The following is a 24,577-nucleotide window of genomic DNA, read 5'->3' as shown; positions in this document are numbered from 1 at the left end:
CGTATTCAGGGCTTTTGCTGCGCGACGGCGGGCTGCAGGGCCGCGCTGAATGACGGGTCGAACAGGCTGGCGGCCGGGTAAGACTTGACCAGCCCTTGGCTGGCGAAAAAGTCCACGGTCTTTTGCGCCTCGACAGGCGCCTGGGCGCTCAGCGGTTCGACCGTGGTGCGGGCCCGGGCAAACCAGACGCGGGCGATTTCGGCGTCGGCGCGGGTGCGTTTGGCCCACGCGTCGGCGTAGGCGTTGGTGTTGGCCGGGTTCTGGCGCGCCCAATCGCGGGCTTTTTTCAGGCGCTGGAGGAAATCGCTGATAGGCGCACGTTTGCTGTCGATCGCCGTGGCGTTGGCAGCGATAAAACTCTGCGCCGGAATCAAGCCCTCGGCCGTCGCAAGCACTCGCGCTCCCTGGCGTTCCTGCTGGGTGACATAGGGCTCCCAGGTGGCGATGACATCCACCGAGCCGCCTTCAAGCGCATGGGAAGCATCCAGTGCGCTAAGGTAGCGCAGCTCCAGCGAATCGCGGGCAACGCCGGCTTTATCCAAGGCGCTCAGCAGCAGTTGCTGGCTCCAGGAGCCCTTCCAGATGGCTGCGCGCTTGCCCGCAAGGTCCGCCAGGCTGTGAATCGACGAATCCTGCCTGACCAGGATGGCCACCCCCGCCAGGTTTTGCCGGCTGACCGCAATCACCTTGATCGGTGCGCCCAATGCGCCCAGGAACAACACCGGCGCGTCGCCGAGCAGGCCGATATCCAGGCTGCCGACGTTGAGCGCTTCGGCCACCGGCGATCCGGCCGTGAATTGCTTCCACTCAAGGGTATAGGGCAAATCTTCAAGCACCCCCGCCGCTTCCATCACCGCTTGGGCGTTATAGCTTTGATCGCCCACCACCAGCGTTTGCGCGTGAGCGCTCAGGCACAGCAATGCGGTGGCCATCCCGGTGACCAGTTTTTTCAGGTAACGCACGTTCGTCTCCAGATGCCGTGAGGCACTTCAAGTCGATCCGCGCGTGCGGTCTCGGTAAGGGTTGTAAGGGACTACGATGCGGTTATAAGCAAGACATGTAAAATATTTATATTGCATAACGTAATTCGATAAAAATGCACATATTGCATTTTGCTGGCACGTTGCCGCGCAAGACCTGTCTCCCACGTTCAAACGTCATAAACCCCTGCCCGTCTGCGTGGTAATCTCACGCCACCACGAATAGACATTGATCGTCACTTGACGATGACCAAAGCCAGGAAAGAACATGCCCAAGATCTCTCACTCAGCGTTGCGCCGTAACTTCCGCGAACTGCTTGCCAAGCCCATCTGTGTTGAAACTGCCTCTGTTTTCGACCCCATGTCCGCCCGGATCGCGGCTGACCTGGGCTTTGAGGTGGGTATCCTCGGCGGCTCCGTCGCCTCCCTGCAGGTACTGGCCGCTCCTGATTTTGCGTTGATTACCCTGAGTGAGTTCGTCGAACAGGCCACCCGTATCGGCCGCGTCGCGCAGTTGCCGTTCATTGCAGACGCCGACCACGGCTACGGCAATGCCCTCAACGTGATGCGTACGGTTGAAGAGCTGGAACGCGCCGGCGTCGCCGCGCTGACCATTGAAGACACGCTGCTGCCAGCGCAATTCGGGCGTAAATCCACCGACCTGATCTCCGTCGAGGAAGGCATCGGCAAGGTCAAGGCGGCGCTCGAAGCGCGTGTCGATCCTGAACTGTCGATCATTGCCCGCACCAACGCTGGCGTTTTGCCGACCGAAGACGTCATCGCCCGCACCCAAGCCTATGAAAAGGCCGGCGCCGACGGGATCTGCATGGTCGGGGTCAAAGACTTCGACCACCTGGAGAAAATCGCCGAAAACCTCAGCGTGCCGCTGATGCTGGTGACTTACGGCAACCCACAACTGCATGACAGCGAGCGCCTGGCGAGCCTGGGCGTGCGCATCGTGGTGGCTGGGCATGGCGCGTACTTTGCCGCGATCAAGGCCACTTACGACAGCCTGCGTGCGCAACGCCAGTTGACCCACAGCACCTCAAACCTCAGTGCCACCGAGCTGACGCACACCTACACCTTGCCGGAAAGCTATGTAGCGTGGGCTGCAGAGTTCATGGACGTTAAAGAGTAAACCGCTGGTTTGCCCCTGCTGGTTTTTTCAGGGACTATGGCGCCTTTCCGTTCTGCCAACCAGAGGCGCCCATGGCCAACCACGACCTGCACTTCACACCTGATCCGGATGCCGATTCGATCTCCTCCGACGTGATCGGCTTCAACGGCATCCTGGTCTCCACCCAGATTCCAACCCATGCCGACGGCAGCCTGGAACTGGGCGATATCACCCTGCAAAGCGAATGCACCCTGCAAGCGCTGAAAGTCGCGCTGGAAAAAGCCGGCAGCTCCCTGGACCGGGTGATGCACCTGACCATCTACCTCACCGACATGGCCGAGCGCGCCGCGTTCAACGAAGTCTACAAGCGCTTTTTCGCCAAGCCATGGCCGGTACGGGCGGCGGTGGGTGTTGCCGCGCTGGCTGTAGAAGGCATGCGTGTTGAAGTGACGGCGATGGCTGCCAAGGCCTGACTCGGTCAAAAAAATGTGGGAGGGGGGCTTGCCCCCGATGAGGGAGTGTCAGTCAGTGCATGTAGGGCTGACCCACCGCCATCGGGGGCAAGCCCCCTCCCACATTGAGTCCATAAGCCCTGTGGTAGATGCCGGTAAGACTTTTCGCAGCTACAATGCGTGCCTCGACCGTGACAAGCCTGACTAAAAAAACTATGTCCCTGCCCAAGCATCACCTGGAATTGCTCAGCCCCGCCCGCGATGTCGCTATCGCACGCGAGGCGATCTTGCATGGCGCCGACGCCATTTATATCGGCGGGCCGAGCTTCGGCGCCCGTCATAATGCGTGTAACGAGGTGAGCGATATCGCTCAGCTGGTGGAATTCGCCCGGCGTTACCACGCTCGCGTCTTCACCACCATCAACACCATTTTGCATGACAACGAGCTGGAGCCGGCGCGCAAGCTGATCCACCAGCTCTACGACGCCGGTGTCGATGCGTTGATCGTGCAAGACCTGGGCGTGATGGAGCTGGATATTCCGCCCATAGAGCTGCATGCCAGCACCCAGACCGATATCCGTACCCTGGGCCGGGCCAAGTTTCTCGACCAGGCCGGTTTCTCCCAGTTGGTACTGGCCCGCGAGCTGAACCTGCAAGAGATCCGCGCCATCGCCGACGAAACCGATGCCGCCATCGAGTTCTTCATCCACGGCGCCTTGTGCGTGGCGTTCTCCGGGCAGTGCAATATTTCCCACGCGCAGAACGGCCGCAGCGCCAACCGTGGTGACTGCTCGCAGGCCTGCCGCCTGCCGTATACCCTCAAAGATGACCAGGGCCGCGTCGTCGCCTTTGAAAAGCATCTGCTGTCGATGAAAGACAACAACCAGAGCGCCAACATTCGCGCGTTGGTCGAGGCCGGCGTGCGTTCGTTCAAGATCGAAGGCCGCTACAAGGACATGGGCTATGTAAAGAACATCACCGCCTATTACCGCCAGCGGCTGGATGACGTGCTTGAAGACCGCCCGGACCTGGCTCGCGCGTCCAGCGGGCGTACCGCGCACTTCTTCCTGCCAGACCCGGAAAAAACCTTTCACCGTGGCAGCACCGACTATTTCGTCACCGACCGCAAGGTCGATATCGGCGCCTTCGACACCCCGACCTTCACCGGCCTGCCGGTGGGTGTGGTGGAAAAAGCCGGCAAGCGCGACTTGCAGGTGGTCACCCATGAGCCGCTGTCCAACGGCGACGGCCTGAATGTGCTGGTCAAGCGTGAAGTGGTGGGTTTTCGCGCCAACATCGCCGAGCCTAGAGGCGAGTTCGAAGAAGACGGCGAGAAGCGCTACCGCTACCGCGTTGAGCCGAATGAAATGCCGGCCGGTTTGCACCAGCTACGCCCAAACCATCCGCTGAACCGCAACCTGGACCACAACTGGCAACAGGCGCTGCTCAAGGCCTCGTCCGAGCGTCGTATCGGCCTGACCTGGGCGGCTCGTCTGCGCGAAGAACAGTTGGTAGTCACCGCCACGAGCGAAGAAGGCATCAGCGCCAGCGTCACCCTGCCCGGCCCATTCGGCGTGGCCAACAAGCCGGAGCAGGCGCTGGAGACCTTGCGCGACCTGCTTGGCCAACTGGGCACCACCGAATACCACGCGACCGACATCCAAATGGATGCGCCGCAGGCGTTCTTCATCCCCAACTCGCAGCTCAAGGCCTTGCGCCGTGAGGTGATCGAAGTGCTGACCGCTGCCCGTGTGGCCGCTCACCCACGCGGTGGACGCAAAGCCGAAACCACGCCGCCGCCGGTTTACCCGGACGCGCACCTGTCGTTCCTGGCCAACGTCTACAACCAGAAGGCCCGTGATTTCTACCACCGTCACGGCGTGAAGCTGATCGACGCCGCCTTCGAGGCCCACGAAGAAACCGGCGAAGTGCCGGTGATGATCACCAAGCACTGCCTGCGGTTCTCCTTCAACCTGTGCCCTAAACAGGCCAAGGGCGTGACGGGCGTGAAAACCAAGGTGGCGCCAATGCAGTTGATCCATGGCGACGAGGTGCTGACGCTGAAGTTCGACTGCAAGCCGTGCGAGATGCATGTGGTGGGCAAGATCAAGGGGCATATCCTTGGCTTGCCGCAGCCGGGCAGCGCGGTGGAGCATTTCAACCCGGAAAACATCATCTTCCAGGGCACACACTGACCCTCTGTAGGAGCGAGCTTGCTCGCGAAAAACCTGAGAACGCCGCGTGTTAACCCGATGAGCTGCGTTATCGTTAGCGTTCTTCGCGAGCAAGCTCGTTCCTACCGAAGCTACGGGGCCACCACCAGCCCCGCTGCAACCCCGCCGCCGCCAGCAAAATCGCCGCCACACCCAACCATTGCAGCCAGCCAAGGCGATGCCCGAAGGCAATCCAGTCGACGAAAATCGCCGCAATCGGGTAGATGAACGACAATGCGCCGGTCATCGCAGTCGGCAGTTTCTGAATCGCCCCGTACAACAACACATACATCAAACCCGTGTGCACCAGGCCAAGGGTCGCCAGTGCCGCCCAGGCGTCGGTCGACACGGGTAAGCGGTCCCAGGGCACCAGCGGCGCCAGCAACACCGCGCCGGTCGCTACCTGGATCAAGGCCATCAAATGCGGTGGCACCGCCTTGAGCTGCTTGATGATCAACGCGGCTACCGCGTACAAAAACGCCGCGCCCAGGGCCAGTGCGATGCCGGTCAGATAATCCCCGCCGCTCGGTTGGCCGCCATGGGCCGTGACAATCGCCAACATGCCCAGGAACGCCACGCTCAACCAGGTGATTTTCCGCAGGGTGATTTTCTCACCGAGAAACACCGCCGCCAGCATCACCAACAGAAACGGTTGCACGTTATAGACCGCCGTACTGATGGCAATCGACGCGCGCGAGTAGGATTCAAATAGCAACAGCCAGTTGCCGACAATGGCCACGCCGCTGAGCACCGCCAGCCCTAACCTGGCCCAACTGAGCAGATCCAGCCTCAGGTAGCCGAGCCATGCGCACACCAACAGCAGCGTCAGCGCCCCGATCACGCAACGCCAGAACACCACTTCGATCACCGACACGCCAGATACCAATACAAACCAGCCAATCGTGCCGGAAATCAGCATGGCGGCGATCATTTCCCATATTCCGCGACGGATAGCTGTATCCATGATTGATACTCCTCAAGTGAGGCTCAATTATGGCAATCTGCGAGGCAGCCGCTCCAGCGACTAAAAAAGGCCAAACCGTCGATTCACCTTTACTTATTAGGCGAACACCATGATTGACACCATCGACCAGCAACTGATCGCCGCCTTGATGGATGACTCGCGCCTGTCCCTCAAGGCCCTGGCAGGTATCACCGGGCTGTCTTCCCCCAGCGTCGGCGAACGCTTGCGCCGCCTGGAAGAACGCGGCGTGCTGACCCACTACACCGTCGACATCGACCCCAAGCACTTCGGCTACCTGCTGCAAGCCATCGTGCGCATCCGCCCGCTGCCCGGCAAGTTGCAGGAAGTGGAACGCCAGATCCAGGCGATCCCCGAATTCACCGAATGCGACAAGGTCACCGGCGAAGACTGCTTCATCGCCCGTCTGCACGTGCGCACCATGGACCAACTGGACAGCCTGCTGGACCGGATCAACGGGTATGCCGAAACCAACACCGCCATCGTCAAGAAAACCCCGGTGAAACGCCGCTTGCCGCCCCTGAACGACTGAAAGCCCCTCCCACATTAGATCGGCTCCAGCCGTCGATTTAATCCTGGAGCGCTTTCGCCGCAGCAAGCAGCCCCTGGAATTTGCCATACCGCGCCGCCAACACCGGCTGCACTTGCTCATCAGGTACATACCGCGCCTTCACCGGCATCCCCGCCGCCAACAAACCAGCGCCCTCCCCGATGGCCATGAACCCCAACTTCGCCGCACCAATGCACGCGCTCAGTTCGCTGCCATGCAGGTAAAAATCTCGCGCTGCAGAATATTGGCCAGCAACTGCGCCCAATACCCGCTACGTGCCCCGCCCCCCACCAGTGCGAAGGCGCTGACCTCGACCCCGCTCGACTGCACCGCGCGCCAGGCATCGAGCAAGCCAAACCCCACGCCTTCCATGACTGCGTAGCCGAGCATCGCCGGCGTGCAGTCATGGCCAAGGCCCATGAAGCCGCCGCGCAGCATCGGGTCGTTATGGGGCGTGCGCTCACCTGCCAGGTACGGCAGAAACAACGGTGCCGACAGCGGCACCGCTTGCTCGATGGGCCACTGCGCCTGCACCTGGTCCAGCAGGGTTTGCTCATCCGGCATCCCGGTCAGGCGCGTCACCCAGCGCAAGCAGCTGGCACCGGCCAGCATGGCGCCCATGGTGTACCAGCGATCGGGCAACGCATGGCAGAAGCTGTGCACCGCACTGGCCGGGTTGCCGGCGGCGTGGGCGGTAATCGCGACAATCGCCGCGCTGGTGCCCAGGGTGATAAAACCGTCACCGGCGTTGACGGCACCGATGCCAACCGCCGCCACCGGGTTATCACCGCCGCCACCGGCAATCACCACCTGCGGCGATAAGCCCAGGCCAGTGGCCGTCACTAAAGCACTCGCGGCACCACCCTCCACCAGCCTGGGCATCTGTGCAGGCGTCAGGCCAGTGGCGTGCAGCATCGGGGTAAACCACTCGCGCTGCGCCACGTCCAGCCACAGCGTTCCTGCAGCATCCGACATCTCGCTGATCCGCTCCCCGCAAAGGCGCAGGCGCAGGTAATCCTTGGGCGACAGCACGCAATCGATGGCATTGAACACCTCGGGTTCGTGCTGCTGCAGCCACAGCAGTTTCGGCGCGGTCAACCCGGCCATCGGCAGGCTGCCGGTGACTTCGGCATAGCCGGCGCCCAGTTGCTCTGCCTGCGCAACTGCACGGGAGTCGTCCCACAGGATGGCCGGGTACAGCACGCGGTTGTCGGCCCCCAGCAAGACCGCGCCGTGCATCTGCCCCGACAGGCCGATACAGGCCACACGGGCAAACGCCGCATGCTCGCGCAGCGTGTCCAGCGCCTGCAGGCACGCCTGCCACCAGTCTTGCGGCGCCTGTTCGGACCAGCCGCTATGCCGACGCGACACGCTCAGGCGCACGCCCGCGTGGGCCAGCACCGTGCCGTCGAGGTCCATGAGGATGGCTTTGAGTTCCGAGGTGCCAAGGTCTATACCGAGAGAAACAGGACGGTTCATACGTGGGTCCAATCAGTCACAGCCACAGGAATTACGCACGTGCAGGCGTGGCGCCAGGCGTACGCTGTGCTTGGGTGCAGCGGGGCTCGTCATGCGTTGCAGCAGCAATTCAACAGCGCGTGCGCCGAGCTGCTGGACCGGCTGGGCGATCAGCGTCAGGCGCGGCACGAAAAAATCCGCCCAGTCGAAATCGTCGAAACCGACCAGGGCAATATGCCCCGGCACATCGAGGTGGGCGTCACGCAGGGCGTGCATGGCGCCGAGGGTCATCAGGTTATTGCCGGCCATGATGGCCGTGGGCGGCGCGGCCAGGTTCAGCAACTGCTGGGTGGCCTGGCGCGCTGGCTCAGTGTTGGAACCACCGTTGACCAGCAACTGTGGATCGAGCGCCAGCCCTGCTGCCTGCAATGCAGCCTGGTATCCCGCCACCCGTTCATGGGTGGTACTGAAACCGCTGCGCCCGGCGATAAAGCCGATGCGGCGATGCCCGTGGGCAATCAAGTGTGCGATCAACGCCTGGGTGGCCTGGCTGTTCTCCACCCCGACCTGGTCGAACTGCTCGCTCATCATGCGATCCACCAGCACGGCCGGAATCTCGTTGGCGCGCAGGTACTCCAGGGCCCGCGAGCCGTTCGAAGGCGCCAGTACGATCCCGTCGACCCGCCGGTGATGCAGCGCGGTGACCACGCGCAACTCTTGCTCCGGGTCGTCGTGGGTGTCGACGAACAGCATCATGTAGCCGTGCCGGGCGCACTCGGTCTCAATCGCGTGCACCGTCTCGCTGAAGTAATGGTTGGACAGCGCCGAGATCGCCACACCGATGGTGCTGGTGCTCGACCGTGCCAGTGAGCGGGCCAGGGTGTTGGGCGTATAGCCCAACGCCTGGATCGCCCGCTGCACCGCCTGCACCGTCGCCGGGCTGACCTTGCGCGTGCCGTTCAGCACATGGGACACCGTCGACGTCGATACCCCGGCGCTGCGTGCCACGTCATCCATGGTGACCATGGCGCTATCCCCCTGGGTCAACGACTCAATGCTTGCTTGACCAGCCGCTGTAGGTGCCGACGTTGTCACGGGTGATCAGCTTCGGCGTGAGCAAGGTCACCGCTTCGGCCGGGGCTTTGTCGTTGAGCAGGTCGTTGCCTACATCCACGGCGGCCTGGGCCATCGCCCATGGGTCCTGGCTGGCGGAGGCCTGGATCTGGGTGTCGGTCTTCAATGCATTCTCGATGTCCGGCGCGCCGTCCACCGAGGTGATGATGATGCCGCTACGCTTGAGCTGCTTGGCCGCCAGGTCGCTGCCAATGGCTTGCGGGTCGTTGATCGCGAACAGGCCGTCGATCTTCGGGAAGCGCGTGAGGTAACCCTGCATCACGTTCAAGCCGCCTTCGCGCGAGCCTTTGCCGTCCTGGTCGTCGGACAGCACCTTGATGTCCGGCGCGCTGTCCAGCGCGGCCTTGCAGCCTTTGACGCGGTCGGTCACGGCGGTGACTTGCGGGCCGTTCTGGATAATCACGTTGCCCTTGCCCGAGAGCTTGTCCACCAGGTACTGGCAGGCCAGCTTGCCGGCTTCGACGTTGTCGGTCTGCACCGTGGCGTTGACGCCCTTGGCGTCCACATCCACCGCCACCACCACAATCCCGGCGTCCCGCGCTTTCTTGATCGCCGAAGCCATGGCGGACGGGTCGACGGCATTGATCAGGATCAGGTCGACCTTGGAGGAAATGAAGTTGTCGATCTGTGAAAACTGTTTGCTCAGGTCATAATCCGCCGACACCGACGTCACCTTGACGTTGGGATTGAGTTCCTTGGCCCGCGCCGTGGCGCCGTCGGCCAGGGTCACGAAATACGGGTTGCCCAAAGAACCCATGCTGATGCCCAGGGCCTTGAGTTCTCGGGCTTGCACGGCTTGGGACATCAGGGCAGCCAAGGCAATGACGGGAACGATGCGTTTTATGTTCATGGAGGTCTCTCTTGTGATTGTTGTAGGAGTGAACTCAGGTACGGGCGCCGGACTGGCGATAGCGATCCAGCGCCACCGCGCCAATGATCACGATGCCCTTGATGATGTACTGCCAGATATCCGACACCCCCAGCAGCACCAGGCCATTGGTGAGTACCGCGATGATCAGTGCGCCGATCAGCGTGCCGCCGATGGTGCCGACGCCGCCGGTAAAGCTGGTGCCGCCGAGGATCACCGCGGCAATCGCGTCCAGTTCGTAGGACTGCCCCAGTTGCAGGCCATTGGCGGCGAACAGGCGCGAGGCGCTCATCACCGCGCCGAGGCCGGCCAGCGCACCGGACATGGCGTAGACGAACAGCAGCACCTTCCACACCTTGATCCCCGACAGCCGCGCCGCTTCCGGGTTGCCGCCCACCGAGTAGATCTGCACACCCATCACCGTGCGCCGCAAAATAAACCACGACAGCGCCACCACGGCCACGGCAATGACCACCAGCCAGGGCACACCGAGGATCGAGTCATTGCCAATAAAGGCAAACGGCAAATCGGGGTTGAACACCGTCTTGTCGTCGGCCAGCAACCGCGCCAGGCCGCGCATGGCGGTGAGCGCGCCCAGGGTGACAATAAACGGCGGCAGGCGCATGAATGCGATCAACCCACCATTGACCAGCCCCAGCAACAGCCCGAAGCCGATCCCGGCGGCGATGCCGAACATGCCGAACTGCGGCGACATCGAGGCCTGCAGCGCCACCACCGCCGACGCCGCCAGGATCGCTCCCACCGACAGGTCGATGCCCGCCGTGAGAATCACGAAAGTCATGCCGGCCGCCAGCACCACATTCACCGAAGCCTGCTGCGTGATGATCGACAGGTTCTGCAGGGACATGAAGTTCTCGCTGGCCAGGGCAAACCCCACCAGCAGCAACACCAGCACCGGCAGCATGCCCACCGTGCGCATCCACTCGCGTACACGCTCAGCCTTGCCCGTCGTTGTTGTCGCGATATTCAATTCAGCCATTGGCAGCCACCTGATCGCCACCGGTGGCGAGGTCGATAATACGTTCCTGGGAGATGACGTGACCGGAGGCCCCGCCGACTTCGGCCACCAACTGGCCTTCGCGCATGATCAGCACGCGGTCGCACGTGCCGATGATTTCCGGCAGCTCGCTGGAAATCACCACGATGCCGACACCGGCCTGGGCCAGTTGATTGATGATGCGGTAGATCTCGGACTTGGAGCCGATGTCCACCCCACGGGTGGGCTCATCCAGAATCAGCACATGCGGCTTGACCTCCAGCAGCCGCGCCAGCAACACCTTCTGCTGGTTGCCGCCGGACAGCGCGCCCACATTGACCTTGCCCGACGCCACCCGAATAGACAGCGACTTGATCGCATCATTGGCGCGCTGTGCGCCATGGCTGCGGTCCAGCACCCCACCGGCGCGGGCGTCCGGCACACAGGCGCACACGTTGATGTTGTCGGCCACGCTCATGTCGAGGAACAGGCCCTGGGCCTTGCGGTCCTCGGTGAGGTACACCACGCCGGCGCGGATCGCATCGGCCGGGGTGCGCAGCTGGGTGACGGTTTTGCCGACCACTTCCAGGGTGCCGCTGGTGCGCGGGTCGGCGGCGAAGATCAAGCGCGCCAGCTCCGTGCGCCCTGCCCCGACCAGCCCGGCAATGCCCAGCACTTCGCCGGCATGCAGGTCGAAACTGCAGTTGCGTACGCGCTTGCCGTCGGCCATGTCGCGCACGCGCATCACCACGTTGCCGGGGTTATACGCGGCGTGTTCCTTCTTGTAGAAGCCGGACAGGTCGCGGCCCACCATCATTTTCACCAGCACTTCGGCCGACAGTGCATCGCGGCTCAGTTCGCCGATGTACTGGCCGTCGCGCAGCACCGACACGCGGTCCGACAACTCATAGATTTCGGCCATGCGGTGGCTGATATAGATGATCGCAAGGCCCTGGCTGCGTAGCTGTTTGATCAGCGCGAACAGGCGGTCGGTCTCGCGCGATGACAATGGCGTGGTCGGTTCGTCCATCACCAGGATACGGGCGTGGGCATGCAGGGCGCGGGCGATTTCCACCAACTGGCGCTCGGCGATCGATAGGCTGCTCACCAGGGTGGCGGCGGTGAATTCAGCGCCCAGGCGTTGCAGCACTTCCAGGCAGCCGGCTTGCATGCCCTTGCGGTCAATGGTCCAGCCACGCCGCAATTCGCGGCCCAGGTAGATGTTCTCGGCCACGCTCAGGTTCGGGCACAGGCTCAATTCCTGATAGATCACGGCGATGCCGAGGGCTTTGGCGGTAGCGGGTGTAAAGCTGGCGACGGGTTGGCCGTCGATGCGGATTTCGCCGCCGGGGTCGGCCTGGTAAGCGCCGGAGAGGATTTTCATCAGCGTGGATTTGCCGGCGCCGTTCTCCCCCATCAAGGCGTGGATTTCGCCGGGGTAGACCTTCAGGCCGACACTTTTGAGCACGCGCAAACCGTTGAAGGTTTTGCTGATGCCCTGCATCTCAAGCAAGGGTTCAAGGCTCATGGATGAGCTCCTGGATTTATTGTTTTTGTTGTCGAGTGCTGCCGACTCTAGTTCAGATACATTTGCTTACGCAAGCGCTTGCGTCGCCATTTATCGGTCTGGTGAATCGTTTCATCATAGAAGAAGCGCGCAAACACCGTAGCGCCGGCTTTTGCACGTCAAAAGAATGCCATCGCCATTAAAAGGCCATGGTTTCTGCTATTGTCCAGAGAACTCATCTCCTCCTCGTCGCGTCCACGCGACCTTCTGTGAGCATGTTCTGCGCCATCTACCCGATGGCGGGCCTGAAGTTCACGGAAATGCTGCAATGGACACATCTCTACCCGACCCGCCCCGGTCACGTGCCGAAAAGATTGTCGAGTTCAAACGCCAGAAGACCTTGCTCAAGACCGGCGCGCTGCAGGATGCAATTTTCAACAGCGCGTATTTCTCCAGCATTGCCACTGACGAGAAAGGCGTGATCCAGATCTTCAACGTCGGTGCCGAACGCATGCTCGGTTACGCGGCTGCCGATGTGCTTAACCGCATCACCCCCGCCGACATCTCCGACCCAGCCGAACTGATCACACGCGCCGCCGCCCTCAGCCTGGAGCTCGACACACCGATCACGCCGGGTTTCGAAGCCCTGGTGTTCAAGGCTTCCCGTGGCATCGAAGACATTTACGAGCTGACCTATATCCGCAAGGACGGCAGTCGCCTGTCGGCCATGGTCTCGGTGACGGCCTTGCGTAACCGCCATGACACCATCATCGGTTACCTGCTGATTGGCACCGACAATACCGCACGCAAGCAGGAGGAAGCCGAACGCAAAGGCTTCGAGCGCGCGCTGGAAGAGAAGAACCTGGAGCTGGAGCACGCCAGCCACATGAAGTCCGAGTTCCTGGCGACCATGTCTCACGAATTGCGCACGCCGCTGAACGCGGTGATTGGCTTTTCCGAGGCGCTCAAGGATGGTCTGGTTGGCGAAATGAGCGATGTGCAGCGCGAATACATCGGCGATATCTTCACCAGCGGGCAGCACTTGCTGTCGCTGATCAACGACATTCTCGACCTGTCCAAGGTCGAGGCCGGGATGATGGACCTGGAGCTGGAAGCCGTGGCGCTTGACGGGTTGCTGGCCAACAGTTTGCTGATCGTGCGGGAAACGGCCGCGCTGCAGCGTATCGAGCTGAAATTGGAATGCGCGACGGATTTCGGCGTGCTGGCGTTGGACCTGCGCAAGACCAAGCAGATCATCTACAACCTGCTGGCCAATGCGGTGAAGTTCAGTGAACACGGCGGCTGTGTGACGTTGACGGTGCGCGAAGTCAGCCGCGCCGGGGTCGGCCACATACCTGGAGATTGGCCGACGCACGGGTTCGCCCTGCCCCCCAGCGCGCACCAGCGGTTCCTGGAGCTGAGCGTGAGCGACACCGGCATCGGCATCGCCGAGGACGACATGAGCAAGCTGTTCAAGGCCTTCAGCCAGATCGACAGCAGCCTGGCGCGCAAGTTTGAAGGCACGGGCCTGGGGCTGGCAATGGTCAAGCAACTGAGCGACCTGTATGGCGGCAGCGTCGCCGTGGCCAGCCGCGAAGGCCTGGGCGCTCGCTTCGTGGTATGGCTGCCGTTGCATCGTGCACCGGAGGCGTCATGGCCCACATCCTGATCGTCGAAGACAACGAGGCGAACATGCGCCTGGCCCGCCTGCTGCTGATCAACGCCGGGCACACGGTACTCTGGGCCGCCGATGCCGAAATCGGCCTGACCCTGGCCCGGGAACAACAACCAGCGCTGATCCTGATGGACATCCAACTGCCGGGCATGGACGGCCTGGCCGCCACTACCTTGCTCAAGCAAGACCCCGTCACTGCCCATATCCCGGTGATCGCCCTCACCGCCATGGCCATGAAGGAGGACAGGGAAAAAACCCGCCTGGCCGGTTGCGATGCCTACATCATCAAGCCGCTGCGCTACAAAGAGCTGTACCAGGTGATCGACAGCTTGCTGCAAAAGACTATCAACCCCCTCACATGAGCCCTCTCCATGGCCAGTCAACCCGCCACGCTGTTGATCGTTGACGATGACCCCCAGGTACGCAAGCTGCTGGAAACCCTGCTGCAGCACGAGGGCTACCAGACCCTGAGCGCCGACAGCGGAGAAGAGGCTCTGCGCCTGGTAGCGCAACAGCCGCCGGACCTGATTCTGCTGGATATCATGATGCCGGGCATGGACGGCTACGAAGTGGCGAGCCACTTGAAGGCTGACGAAACCACGGCCAACATCCCGATCATCATGCTCTCGGCCCTGAGTGAGCCCAGCGCCCGCGTCAGCGGGCTGGAAACCGGCGCCGAGGAGTTCCTCAGCAAGCCGGTGGAGCGCGTCGAGTTATGGCTGCGAGTGCGCAACCTGCTGCGACTCAAGGCCCGTGGCGACGAGCTGAAAAACCACAGCCTGATGCTGGAGCAGCAACTGCAGCGGCACACCGATGAAAAAACCGGCATGAGCGTGCATGACCTGGCGCGTCAAGACCTGGAAAAAGACTTGCGCCTGGCGGTTGAACAGCATGATTTCTCCCTGCATTACCAACCCAAGATCGAGCTGGCCGGTGGCCAGATATGCGCCCTGGAAGCCTTGCTGCGCTGGGATCGCCCAGGTTATGGAGCGGTGTCCCCGGCCGTGTTCGTCCCCCTGCTGGAAAGCCTGGGCCTGATCGTGACCGTCGGGCGCTGGGTGATCGACAGTGTTTGCCAGCAGATCGCCACGTGGCAACGCGGCGCCGTGGGCGCGGTGGAAGTGTCGGTCAACGTATCAGGCCATCAACTGATCGAGGGCGACTTGATTGCCGATATCGCGCATAGCCTGGCCAGGACCGGTGTTCAAGCCCACTGCCTGGAGGTCGAACTGACCGAAGGCTCGCTGATGGAGAACACCCAGCACACTATCGCCAGCCTGCAGCGTCTGCGCACCATGGGCGTGAAAATTTCCATTGATGATTTCGGCACCGGCTATTCAAGCCTGGCCTACCTGCGCCGTTTTCCCATCGACACGTTGAAAATCGATATCGCGTTTATCCGCGAAGTCACCACCAACCACCAGGACGCGGCGATCACCCGCACCATCATCGAACTGGCCCACAGCCTGAACCTGCGGGTGGTGGCCGAAGGCGTGGAAACCCAGGCGCAACTGGCGTTTTTGAAGGAAGCCGGCTGCGATCAGATCCAGGGCTACCTGTTCAGCCGACCGCTGTCGGCGGCCACCCTGGAGCGCCTGCTACTGGAGCGTCTGGCCGGTGCGTGAAATTTCGTCGCGCAGGCAGTCAAGCAGGCTGTGATGGGTGGCATTCAAGCGCTGCGCGCCGGTGACCAGCGCCAACTCCGACGGCGGCACCGGCGGCAGTTCCGTGCAGACGCGGTGGGTGTTCAGCACCGCGCTTTGGGGCAGGATGCTCACACCGAGGCCGCAGGTGACCGCTGCCTGGATCCCGGTGAGGCTGTGGCTGCCAAACGCCACGCGCCAGCTGCGGCGGGCCTTGTCCAAGACGCGGATCGCGCGCTGGCGGTAAATGCAGCCCTGGGGGAACAGGGCCAGGGGCAAGGTGCCGACGTGCAGGTCCTGGCCTTCGCCGCACACCCACACCAAAGGCTCGGGCCAACTGGCGTGGCATTCGCCGGCGCCGACTTCACGCTTGACCAGAGCAATATCGATCTCGCCGCGCTCCAACTGGCGGCGCAGGTCGCAGCTCATGCCGCTGACCGTTTCCAGCCGCGCTTCAGGGCGGGCGCGGACAAACCCCGAAAGCATCGAGGCCATGCGCGCAGCGTCGAAATCCTCCGGCACGCCCAAGCGTACCGGCACCACACTGGCCTCGGTGCTCAGGGCGTCACGGGCTTCCCGGGACAGATTGAGCAGGCGCCGTGCGTACTGGGTCAGCAGCTCGCCATGCTCCGTCGGGCTGACGTGCTGGCCGGAGCGATCCCGCACCAACAGCACTTGCCCGACGCTCTCTTCGAGCTTGCGAATCTGCTGGCTGACGGTGGATTGGGTGCGATGCACGCGTTCGGCGGCACGGGTGAAGCTGCCTTCGTCCACCACGCAGACCAGGCTGTGCAGCAGTTCGAGATCAAACATAGTGGCGACCTTCATATTTATAATTCAACTGTGATCTAGAGGTTAATTTAATTTTCAACTGATCTCCAGGCTGCCTATGCTGTCCGGGTCATTCACGCTCTGGTACAGGTGCCCCATGCCCCTCGAACACTCGCCCCGCCCGCTATGGTTGACCTTTGACTGCTACGGCACGCTGATTCAATGGGATGAAGGTCTGCGCAGCGCGATCGATCGCATCCTCGATGCCAAAGGTGAGCATCAGGTCGACCGTGAAACCCTGATCAGTCTTTACGACCAGCATGAACATGCCTTGGAACAAACACCGCCCCATCGTCACTTTCGGACCCTGGCGGGGCTAAGCCTGCAAAGGGCATTGCAGGCTTGCGGCCTGCCCGCCGACGAACAGGACGGCAGACGCCTGACCGACAGCATCAGCGCCATGCCACCGTTCCCCGAAGTGGTGGCGACCCTGGGACAGCTCAAGGCGCTGGGCTACAAGCTGTGCATTGTTTCCAACACTGACGATGACGTGATTGCAGGCAATGTCGCCCAGTTGGGCGGCCATATCGACCGGGTGATCACTGCGCAGCAGGCCGGGGCGTATAAGCCGAATCGGCGTTTGTTCGATTATGCCTACGCACAATTGGGCGTCAGCCTGGACCAGGTGGTGCATATCTGCGCCAGCCCGCACCTGGACCACGCCGCCGCGCGGGACATGGGGTTTCGCTGCGTGTGGATCGACCGTGGCACCGGCCGCCAACTGCTGGCCGATTATCGTCCCGATGCGATCCTGCCGACGCTCGACGCCGTGCCCGCCCTGTTCAACTCCCTGGGATGGTGAATCATGGCCCACACCTTTACGCCCACCTCATCCAGCCCGCGCGCCGGGCGCCTGAACCTCGACAGCAGCGCCGCCATCGAAGCCCGTGTAGAGCTTGCCGCGTGCCTGCAACTGGCCGCGTTGCACGGTCTGGAAGAAGGCATCTGCAATCATTTTTCGGCGATGGTGCCGGGACATGATGGGCTGTTTTTCGTCAATCCGTACGGCTACGCCTTCGACGAAATCACCGCCTCCGATTTGCTGGTGTGTGACTTCGCCGGCAATGTGATCGAAGGTCACGGCCTGCCCGAGGCCACCGCGTTTTACATCCATGCCCAACTGCACCTGCGCCAGCCGCGGATCAAGGCTGCCTTCCACACCCATATGCCCAATGCCACCGCCCTGTGCCTGCTGCAAGGTCCACCGCTGTTGTGGCTGGGGCAAACCGCGCTGAAATTCTACGGGCGCACGGCGGTGGATGAGCATTACAACGGCCTGGCCCTGGATAACCTCGAGGGCCAACGTATCGCGGCTGCGCTCGGCAATGCCGATATCCTGTTCCTGAAAAACCATGGGGTGATGGTCGCCGCGCCGAACATCGCCCAAGCCTGGGATGATTTGTACTACCTGGAGCGCGCGGCCCAGGTGCAGCTCAAGGCCATGGCCAGCGGGCAACCACTGAAGCCGATCGACTCGGCGGTAGCGCAGCGTGCGTATGAGCAGATGCGCGAAGGCGATCCGGCCAGTGCGCGGGCGCATCTGGACAGTGGGATGCGTCGCTTGAAACAGCGCGGGTCGCGCTTTGACCAATGAAGCCGGCGCCCACGGCAGGCACTTTTGGTAGCCAGCGGCAAAGCGCATTGAACCAGTATCGGACCATGCCCCTCCAACCTGCATAGACCAGGGCCGGACGCACGCTCGATGACGTTTATTCTATGGTTGGCCGTACTCGGGGCGATTTTGCTGATACTGGCCCTCACCTCCTCCTACCTGCGCTGGATGCCGGTGACCACCTCGGCGGTGTGCCTGTTGCTGGGGATCGCAATCGGCCCGATGGGCGCGGCTTTGCTGCACCTGGACATCAAGGGCTCCGCCCGCTGGATGGAGCACCTGACCGAAGTCGCGGTACTGTTTTCGCTGTTCGTCAGCGGCCTGAAACTGCGCCTGCCCCTCAAGCACCGCACCTGGCGTATCGCCTTCGGCATGGCGGGGCCGGTGATGCTGTTGACCATCCTCGGCGTGTGCCTGGCGCTACATTATTTGTTTGCGCTGTCGTGGGGCGTGTCATTGCTGGTCGGCGCCATGCTCGCACCAACGGACCCGGTGCTGGCCGGCCTGGTTCAGGTCAACAATGCCCAGGACGACGACCCGCTGCGCTTCGGCTTGTCCGGTGAAGCCGGCCTGAACGACGGCACGGCCTTTCCCTTTGTAATCTTCGGCCTGCTGCTCATGCAGCACGGCGGTTTTGATGGCGACTGGTTCGGCGGTTGGGTGTTGAAAAACCTGCTGTGGGCAGTGCCGGTCGGGCTGTTGATCGGCTACTGGATGGGCCGTGGCATCGGCCGGGTAACCTTGCGCATGCGCCTGATCAATGCCGACAGCACCTCGTCACCCAATGACTACCTGACGCTGGCGCTGATCGCCCTGGCGTATGTGAGCGCGCAGGCCGTGGGCGGCTACGGTTTCCTGTCGGTGTTCGCCGCAGGATTGGGGTTGCGCCAGGCCGAATTCAAATCCAGCGGCAAAGCGCAGACACCGTCCGAGCATCTGGCCCAACCCGTGGTCGGGCATCTGGAAGTGGCGCCGGAAAAAGCCTTGCACGGCGATGTCAGCGCGCTGGAAGATACGCAAATTGCCGCCGGGGTCATGATGGGCGACATGCTGGCGTTCGGCGGGCTGATAGAGCGTTCAATGGAAGTGTTTCTGGTGACGGTGCTGGGCCTCGTGCTTGCCAGTCATTGGGACTGGCGCGCAGTGCCAGTAGCGGCGTTGTTGTTCTGCGTGATCAGGCCGCTGAGCGTACTGGCAATGCCTTGGGGACGCCTGATCGATCTCCGTCAGCGCGGTTTGATGGGCTGGTTCGGCATTCGTGGGATCGGCAGTATTTTCTACCTGTTCTATGCCCTTAATCACGGTCTGATCGGCACCAGCAGCGCGGTAGCCGTGGACCTCACGGTATCAGTGATCGCCCTGAGCATTGTTGTGCATGGCCTGAGCACCCAGCCGATGCTGGCGTGGTACGAGCGTCACGCAGCGAAGAGACGACTCCCGGAAATAAACTGTTAGCACTGTATTAACAGTCACTGGAACCGCAGAGGGGCGGTAGTTACTTAGGGGATACGCCCAGGAGATCGATGCCTTGGAGCCTACTTGCCCCAGAGATGCCAGAACCTATGAACCCCACTTTCAGCCCCATTGCCTCACAAGCCAACCGATTCCTGCCGCGGGCAGACATCCCCTCCGAGCCGCTCTCCGGCCCGACACAGGCGGCGCCCGCGCCGCAAACGGAGGATAACTCCCGGGCCGCAGGCGATCGCCAGTTGGCTGTAGAGTATCACGCTGCATTGCTGCGCGCGGCCACGGCCGGTACGGATGTGAGGGTCAACGCGGTTGCTCCACACTCCACCTTCGGCCAGTGGCGGGAGCAGTTGAAAAACGCCCTCCAGTTACCCGGTGTGCTCCAATGGGTTCGAGACAAAGGGATCGACATTACGTCGCTGACACTCAATACCCAGACAGGCGAAGTCTCCTTCAAACGCCACCGACATCTGGACCCGGAACAGAAGCTTCACACGGTTGGCCAAGAAGACCGGCAATGGGCCGCCATTCGTGAGCCTATCCTTCACGCCGCATACGTTATCTGCACGGGGCATCCTGATACCGCCTTCGTACCGCAGGCGGTTCTTCAGGATGAGCAGATTCCGGGATCGCTGATCGCGCGTTTTTATCTACAAGAGTCGCCGGCGCCTACCGCGAGCGGTCTGCGTACACAGGCCCAAGACATCCTGCGCAACTGGGGCTTCAAACCCGTGGATGCCGACACCGACGCCAGCTATTTCGATTCACGTAGCGAAGACGCGCTGCTCCACCAGAAAGCGTTGTTGGGCGATATTCTCAACCGCGAGCGGGTGATCATCGAGTTACACAGCCTGGCCAAGTCTCCCAAGGACGACCTCGAAGAACCGGGGGCACTCGAAACCACGTTGAAGCAGCGAAAAATCGCGCTGTCGGCTGATAGAACCTACCTATCCGGCGATGATCACCCCTCGAACAAGATCAGTGTTTTTCAATTCTTGCAGGATCATGGCTGGGATATTCCCACCGATCACGATTCGCTGGCCAACTTGGCAACCGCGCTTTCCACACCTCCCCCCACCTCTCCCGCCAATGGCGACCTGGGAGGCGCGCTGGCATGGCCAGTGCCGCTTGATGCGCGCAGCCGGCAGCAACTGAAGGCAGACATTCGCACGGGCAAGTTCGGTAACATCCTTGTGAGCCCATTCAAAAATGTCCTGGAATACCTGCTCAATGGCAGGGTGATCACGTCTGCGGACCTGGGCGATCCACGCAAGTTGATCGATAGCCTGATCGCCGAGCCTCGGAGCAAGGCACTGGGCGAAGCAATTCAGGCTGCCTTCGAGGCGCGCGAGGTCAAAGGGAGCGCCGACGATTGGCTGCTCGCGGCCTTGAACCTGGAGAGCAACGAAGACAACGGCGATGGGGTGACGATTGAAGGCTATCGCCTGCTCTCCCCTGAAAACCGCGGCAAAACGGCCTCTACGGTTGTCAAGGAACTGGAGGCTCATCTGCTCGCCACCGGCAAGGCCTCATCCGCCGAAACGGCCGCCATTCTGGCGCACATACTGCTGGCCAGCAGGGCACCGGAATTCCTGGTCAAGGATATTCCCAACGAAGTCGTTATCGGCAGTCACAGTTGGGTCAGTTTCTCCACCGCCGTTGGGCGCATCGAAGAAAAAGCGCCCGGTGCGACGACAGGTGGTGTCAGCTATTTGCAAGTCATGCTTGAAGCCAGCGTCGCACCGATCAGCGAGCAGGAGCGTCAAATCGAGTATTCTGCCCAGAACGCGGCGCTCAAGGAGTGGGCCATCGCCAGCGGTAGAAAGCCGCCGTTGACCCCCGACGTAATGACCCAGGTGAGCGAAGCGTTCAATTCGCAGCTCAGGGAGCTGCAGAAGGCATCCGACACACAACTCGGTAGTCTGCCAACGGTCAGGGAAATAGCCCTGGAGCAGTTGAAAAAAGCGCTGCCGCATATGGACCCGAAGCTGTTCGAGGAAAAATGCATCAGCGTAGATCCTCCTCACAAACGCTATCCCGGACCTTACTCGATACTGGACAGCTACATCGATGGCCGGCCGCTTTTCTGGACGCCGAACCGGGCCGAGTTCTGGGCAGAAGAAGTACGCAACATCAAAAATCTATTCGTATCCAAGGAAAACGAGGAACAACCCGATTCACGGCCAGCAGCCTGGGTATCCTCATCAAAAGAGTTCGACCTTCAAAGTGTATCTCAAACGCTGAAAACCCTGCCGCGCCCCAGAGAACTGTTCAAGCCGCAATTCGATGAATTCTTGAGTGCCTTGAAGATCGTCAAGACCGCTCAGTTCAAACATATGTTTTCCAAAGCGTCGCCGGAGGATATCGATAATCTGGTGAACGGCAAAATCACCCCTCGCAAGCACATCAGGTATCACCGCGCCGACCATCCCAAGCGAGTTGAAGAAGGCGTATTGCTCTATGAAGTCGAGCGCAACGGCAAGACCATGACCTATGCGATCGATCGGATCAACGCCACGGTGACCCAGCGCCCCGACCAGACCTATACCGACTACCCGCCGAAAAACGGCACCCTTCCTCAACTGGGCCAGCGATACGATCTGGTCAAGCCAGCGGGAGAGCACCCGCCAGGCATCACCGACGAAAGAACAGGTGAGCAAGATGCGCCTGACGTTTTCAACGAGCCCAGGATCCAATACATCATTGACACGCTGTTTGCAGATATGGAACTGCCTGCGGTAGAAAATCACGCTCGGGGGACCACGACCTTTGATACCGAGGTCCCGCTTCACGAGACCATTGAAAAAATCGTGCTGGGCTTGGTTCCTTTCAAGTCAGCCATCGAGAATCTGATAGCGGGTAACACCAAGGAAGGACTCATCGAACTGGCCGTCGATATCTTTGGTTTCGTGGTTGGCTTCGGTGGCGCCCTCAAAGGCTTGAGTGGCCTGGCACGGGGTTCATCGGCGCTCGCAAAAGTCGGTAGGGTCGTGAAAATCATCGGGCGCTCGGCGCTCAGCGCACTGAACCCGTTGGACGGTGTTGCTGACCTGGCGCGGGGCGCTGTAAGTCTCGGGAAAAAGGCAACCTACGCAAGCTATAGGGGTATCAAGCAGCTACGCTCCAACCGCAGTGTCGACCTGCTGAAACTGGCCAAAAGGCCCGATATTGCTGAAGGAACCTACAAGTTGGCCGCTAACGGAGGTGACATTCCTGCCCTGGCCAAATTCGACGAGGGGACGCAAAAGTGGTTCGCTTTTGACCCGCGTACGCAACAGGCCTATGGCAAGCCCCTTGATCAGTTCAGGGCTGGCCAAGAGGGAGGGTTGGAAGCGATCGGCAGCAACGACATGATAAAGGCCGTCAGCCAGCGACATGGCTTGGCCGCTACCGGGACATTCAAGGTCGGACAGAAGAGTGTTGAAGGTAATGTCGTGATGTTTCAGGGCAATTGGCATCAATACGACCCTCTGAAAAAACTACCGGTCGGCCCTCCGGTGACAGACTTCACCCCCAGTCGGGTAGCGGCCAGTGGTGAGGTACGGGTCGCGGATGCCGAGTTGTTGGGGTATCAAGCCAAGTACATCGAACAGCGAGAGCTGTCGAGCAAAGGCCTGCAGGGCAACGTGTATCAAGGCCGCAGTAAAAAGGAATACGTAAAGGTCGATGGAACGCTGTATGAGTCCAAGGTCAAGGACGGCCAGCGGTTTATCCTCCACCCCTCGGGCAAGGGCCCTGACATACCGGTCAAGGATCTCGGCATTTCCGGGTGGGAGCCGCGCTCCAGGTCGGTCGGCTTGTTGGGGGGCGGGCAGGAATTTCATACGCGATGGCGATTGGGGGATAACACCTATGTTGTGCCAATGGACGATATCAAGGTGGTGGAAAACGCTGCCTCGCCTTTCAGCGTCAACGTCAACGGTGTCGATCACGCCGTCAACTTTGACAGTTCATCCGGCGCCTGGCGAGGTCTCACGCCAAGCCTGGACGCCGGTGCGCAAATTCCTCCCTATTTCTGGAGAAGTCCTAAAGGAAAGTGGCAGCGAGGCAGCGTCCATGAGTTTCTCAGCGCTAAAAAGGCAGACGCTCATCACTACAAATTCATCGATGTTTCGGCGATCCCGAAACTCCCGAAAGAGGTCACCCCGTTACCCCAGAACTTGCATTACTTTTGGGGCGGCCAGGACCTCCCCCCCCCCATTTGGCGGACAACCTGGCTAAAAACAGCCTGCATGCGCCCGGATATACCTCGACCCTCCATGTTGACGCCGACGCTCCAGAAATTTTTGAAAAGATAAAAGCCACCCTGAAAAACACAGCCCCCGGCGTGACGGTGAAAAACCTTCATGAGGATGCCCTTTACACGCAGTTGAAAACTGACGAAATTTATAGTTACTTCCGACAAGGGCAAGGTAAAAATCTGTCGGCCGCTTCGGATGTCGCGCGCTATCAAATCATGCACAAGCATGGCGGGGTTTACCTGGACACTGATGACATCATCCAAGCCAACGTCGATTCCGCCGCCTTGATGGCAGGGCCCAATGATGTGCTGCTCGGTAACGCGGTTGTGCATCGGGCCACCGGCTATAAACCTTTCTACAACACCAGTAACTTTGCCACCCAGCCTGGCAACCCTTTGATGAAAGACATCCTTACCGAAATGCATAAGCGGTTTACCGCGAATAAACCCTATTTTGTGAACAACCGCCCTGTAGCCCGACAGTCTATCGACGGTGGCGCATTTACCGCTGATCTCGATACATACGCGAAAAAACTATTCGAAACGACGGGCCCTACCCTGCTCAACGACACACTCAAAGTGAAACGACCTGATATGTACGATCTGGGACTGGAAGGGCTCGCAAAAGACACCAAGGTTGTGGATGGAGAGTTGGTCTCGTCTGGACCGGTCGTGAACAACGAGGAGAGAGCCCGGAACTTGTATTTAAAAGAGGGCATTGCGCCGCCCCCACTACTGCGCAGCCAGATAAATAAAATGAGCGAGCATTATTTCCCGCTTCGCCATAAATTCAACGTGAAACCAGGGGCCGACCATTCCTGGAAGACTGGCTGATCGCCCCTTGTTCAACC

General features: G+C 61.1%; 19 protein-coding genes and 1 pseudogene. 12 read left to right on the top strand and 8 right to left on the bottom strand.

All coding sequences use genetic code 11. The annotated features are described in order from the left end of the window. Positions 1–5 precede the first annotated feature (5 nt). A complete protein-coding gene (locus tag C4J94_RS13465; RefSeq protein ID WP_124386613.1) occupies positions 6–962 on the bottom strand; it encodes an ABC transporter substrate-binding protein in 957 nt (318 codons plus the stop codon). Positions 963–1,248: 286 nt separating this feature from the next. On the opposite strand from C4J94_RS13465, the gene C4J94_RS13460 reads away from it, so the two are divergent. From C4J94_RS13460 to C4J94_RS13450, 3 genes are all read left to right on the top strand, one after another. Then, positions 1,249–2,118, top strand: coding sequence for an oxaloacetate decarboxylase (locus C4J94_RS13460; RefSeq protein WP_124386612.1), 870 nt, complete (start codon positions 1,249–1,251; stop codon positions 2,116–2,118). A 71-nt stretch (positions 2,119–2,189) separates the two neighbouring features. Continuing rightward, positions 2,190–2,570, top strand: coding sequence for a RidA family protein (locus C4J94_RS13455; RefSeq protein ID WP_124386611.1), 381 nt, complete (start codon positions 2,190–2,192; stop codon positions 2,568–2,570). A gap of 194 nt (positions 2,571–2,764) precedes the next feature. Further along, the gene (locus C4J94_RS13450; RefSeq protein WP_124386610.1) at positions 2,765–4,744 is read left to right on the top strand and encodes a U32 family peptidase; all 1,980 of its coding nucleotides are present in this window, start codon (positions 2,765–2,767) and stop codon (positions 4,742–4,744) included. A gap of 73 nt (positions 4,745–4,817) precedes the next feature. On the opposite strand, the gene C4J94_RS13445 is transcribed toward C4J94_RS13450, so the two are convergent. After that, entirely contained in the window at positions 4,818–5,726 is a 909-nt protein-coding gene (locus C4J94_RS13445; protein ID WP_124386609.1) for a DMT family transporter, read from the bottom strand. Positions 5,727–5,835: 109 nt separating this feature from the next. Here C4J94_RS13445 and C4J94_RS13440 point away from each other — a divergent pair, with 109 nt between their 5' ends. After that, the gene (locus C4J94_RS13440) at positions 5,836–6,276 is read left to right on the top strand and encodes an Lrp/AsnC family transcriptional regulator (protein WP_065933141.1); all 441 of its coding nucleotides are present in this window, start codon (positions 5,836–5,838) and stop codon (positions 6,274–6,276) included. Between the two features lie 37 nt (positions 6,277–6,313). Here C4J94_RS13440 and xylB read toward each other — a convergent pair. From xylB to C4J94_RS13415, 5 genes and pseudogenes are all read right to left on the bottom strand, one after another. Beyond that, positions 6,314–7,773, bottom strand: a pseudogene (gene xylB, locus C4J94_RS13435) (xylulokinase). A 12-nt stretch (positions 7,774–7,785) separates the two neighbouring features. Then, positions 7,786–8,778: a LacI family DNA-binding transcriptional regulator gene (locus tag C4J94_RS13430; RefSeq protein ID WP_124386608.1), complete on the bottom strand. Its 993-nt coding sequence runs from the start codon at positions 8,776–8,778 to the stop codon at positions 7,786–7,788. 25 nt (positions 8,779–8,803) lie between these two features. Continuing rightward, positions 8,804–9,736: an ABC transporter substrate-binding protein gene (locus C4J94_RS13425; protein WP_124386607.1), complete on the bottom strand. Its 933-nt coding sequence runs from the start codon at positions 9,734–9,736 to the stop codon at positions 8,804–8,806. Between the two features lie 34 nt (positions 9,737–9,770). Next, positions 9,771–10,754 (bottom strand): ribose ABC transporter permease, encoded by a 984-nt coding sequence (locus C4J94_RS13420; RefSeq protein ID WP_124386606.1) that lies wholly within the window; start codon positions 10,752–10,754, stop codon positions 9,771–9,773. Continuing rightward, a complete protein-coding gene (locus C4J94_RS13415) occupies positions 10,747–12,279 on the bottom strand; it encodes a sugar ABC transporter ATP-binding protein (protein WP_124386605.1) in 1,533 nt (510 codons plus the stop codon). The genes C4J94_RS13420 and C4J94_RS13415 overlap by 8 nt, the downstream gene beginning before the upstream one ends. A 307-nt stretch (positions 12,280–12,586) precedes the next feature. On the opposite strand from C4J94_RS13415, the gene C4J94_RS13410 reads away from it, so the two are divergent. The 3 genes from C4J94_RS13410 to C4J94_RS13400 are packed head-to-tail and all read left to right on the top strand — an operon-like array spanning position 12,587 to position 15,558. After that, the gene (locus C4J94_RS13410; RefSeq protein ID WP_124386604.1) at positions 12,587–13,927 is read left to right on the top strand and encodes a HAMP domain-containing sensor histidine kinase; all 1,341 of its coding nucleotides are present in this window, start codon (positions 12,587–12,589) and stop codon (positions 13,925–13,927) included. Beyond that, positions 13,912–14,295, top strand: a complete 384-nt coding sequence (locus tag C4J94_RS13405; protein ID WP_124386603.1) for a response regulator — start codon at positions 13,912–13,914, stop codon at positions 14,293–14,295. The genes C4J94_RS13410 and C4J94_RS13405 overlap by 16 nt, the downstream gene beginning before the upstream one ends. A 9-nt stretch (positions 14,296–14,304) precedes the next feature. Further along, a complete protein-coding gene (locus tag C4J94_RS13400) occupies positions 14,305–15,558 on the top strand; it encodes an EAL domain-containing response regulator (protein ID WP_124386602.1) in 1,254 nt (417 codons plus the stop codon). Here C4J94_RS13400 and C4J94_RS13395 read toward each other — a convergent pair. Further along, on the bottom strand, positions 15,532–16,389 hold the full coding sequence (locus tag C4J94_RS13395) for a LysR family transcriptional regulator (protein ID WP_124386601.1): 858 nt from the start codon (positions 16,387–16,389) through the stop codon (positions 15,532–15,534). The genes C4J94_RS13400 and C4J94_RS13395 overlap by 27 nt on opposite strands. A gap of 115 nt (positions 16,390–16,504) precedes the next feature. Here C4J94_RS13395 and C4J94_RS13390 point away from each other — a divergent pair, with 115 nt between their 5' ends. From C4J94_RS13390 to C4J94_RS27845, 5 genes are all read left to right on the top strand, one after another. Beyond that, positions 16,505–17,209 (top strand): haloacid dehalogenase type II, encoded by a 705-nt coding sequence (locus tag C4J94_RS13390; protein WP_124386600.1) that lies wholly within the window; start codon positions 16,505–16,507, stop codon positions 17,207–17,209. A gap of 3 nt (positions 17,210–17,212) precedes the next feature. Then, entirely contained in the window at positions 17,213–18,001 is a 789-nt protein-coding gene (locus tag C4J94_RS13385) for an aldolase (RefSeq protein ID WP_124386599.1), read from the top strand. Positions 18,002–18,109: 108 nt separating this feature from the next. Beyond that, entirely contained in the window at positions 18,110–19,474 is a 1,365-nt protein-coding gene (locus C4J94_RS13380) for a sodium:proton antiporter (protein WP_124386598.1), read from the top strand. Between the two features lie 107 nt (positions 19,475–19,581). Then, positions 19,582–23,784 carry a hypothetical protein gene (locus C4J94_RS13375; RefSeq protein ID WP_256657703.1) on the top strand — a complete coding sequence of 1,401 codons (4,203 nt, stop codon included), beginning with the start codon at positions 19,582–19,584 and terminating at the stop codon, positions 23,782–23,784. Further along, positions 23,688–24,560, top strand: coding sequence for a glycosyltransferase (locus C4J94_RS27845; protein WP_256657702.1), 873 nt, complete (start codon positions 23,688–23,690; stop codon positions 24,558–24,560). The genes C4J94_RS13375 and C4J94_RS27845 overlap by 97 nt, the downstream gene beginning before the upstream one ends. Positions 24,561–24,577 lie beyond the last annotated feature (17 nt).

Origin of the sequence: Pseudomonas sp. R5-89-07 (assembly GCF_003851685.1) — a bacterium.
Classification (GTDB): Bacteria; Pseudomonadota; Gammaproteobacteria; order Pseudomonadales; family Pseudomonadaceae; genus Aquipseudomonas.
This window is presented reverse-complemented; position numbering and strand designations above follow the sequence as displayed.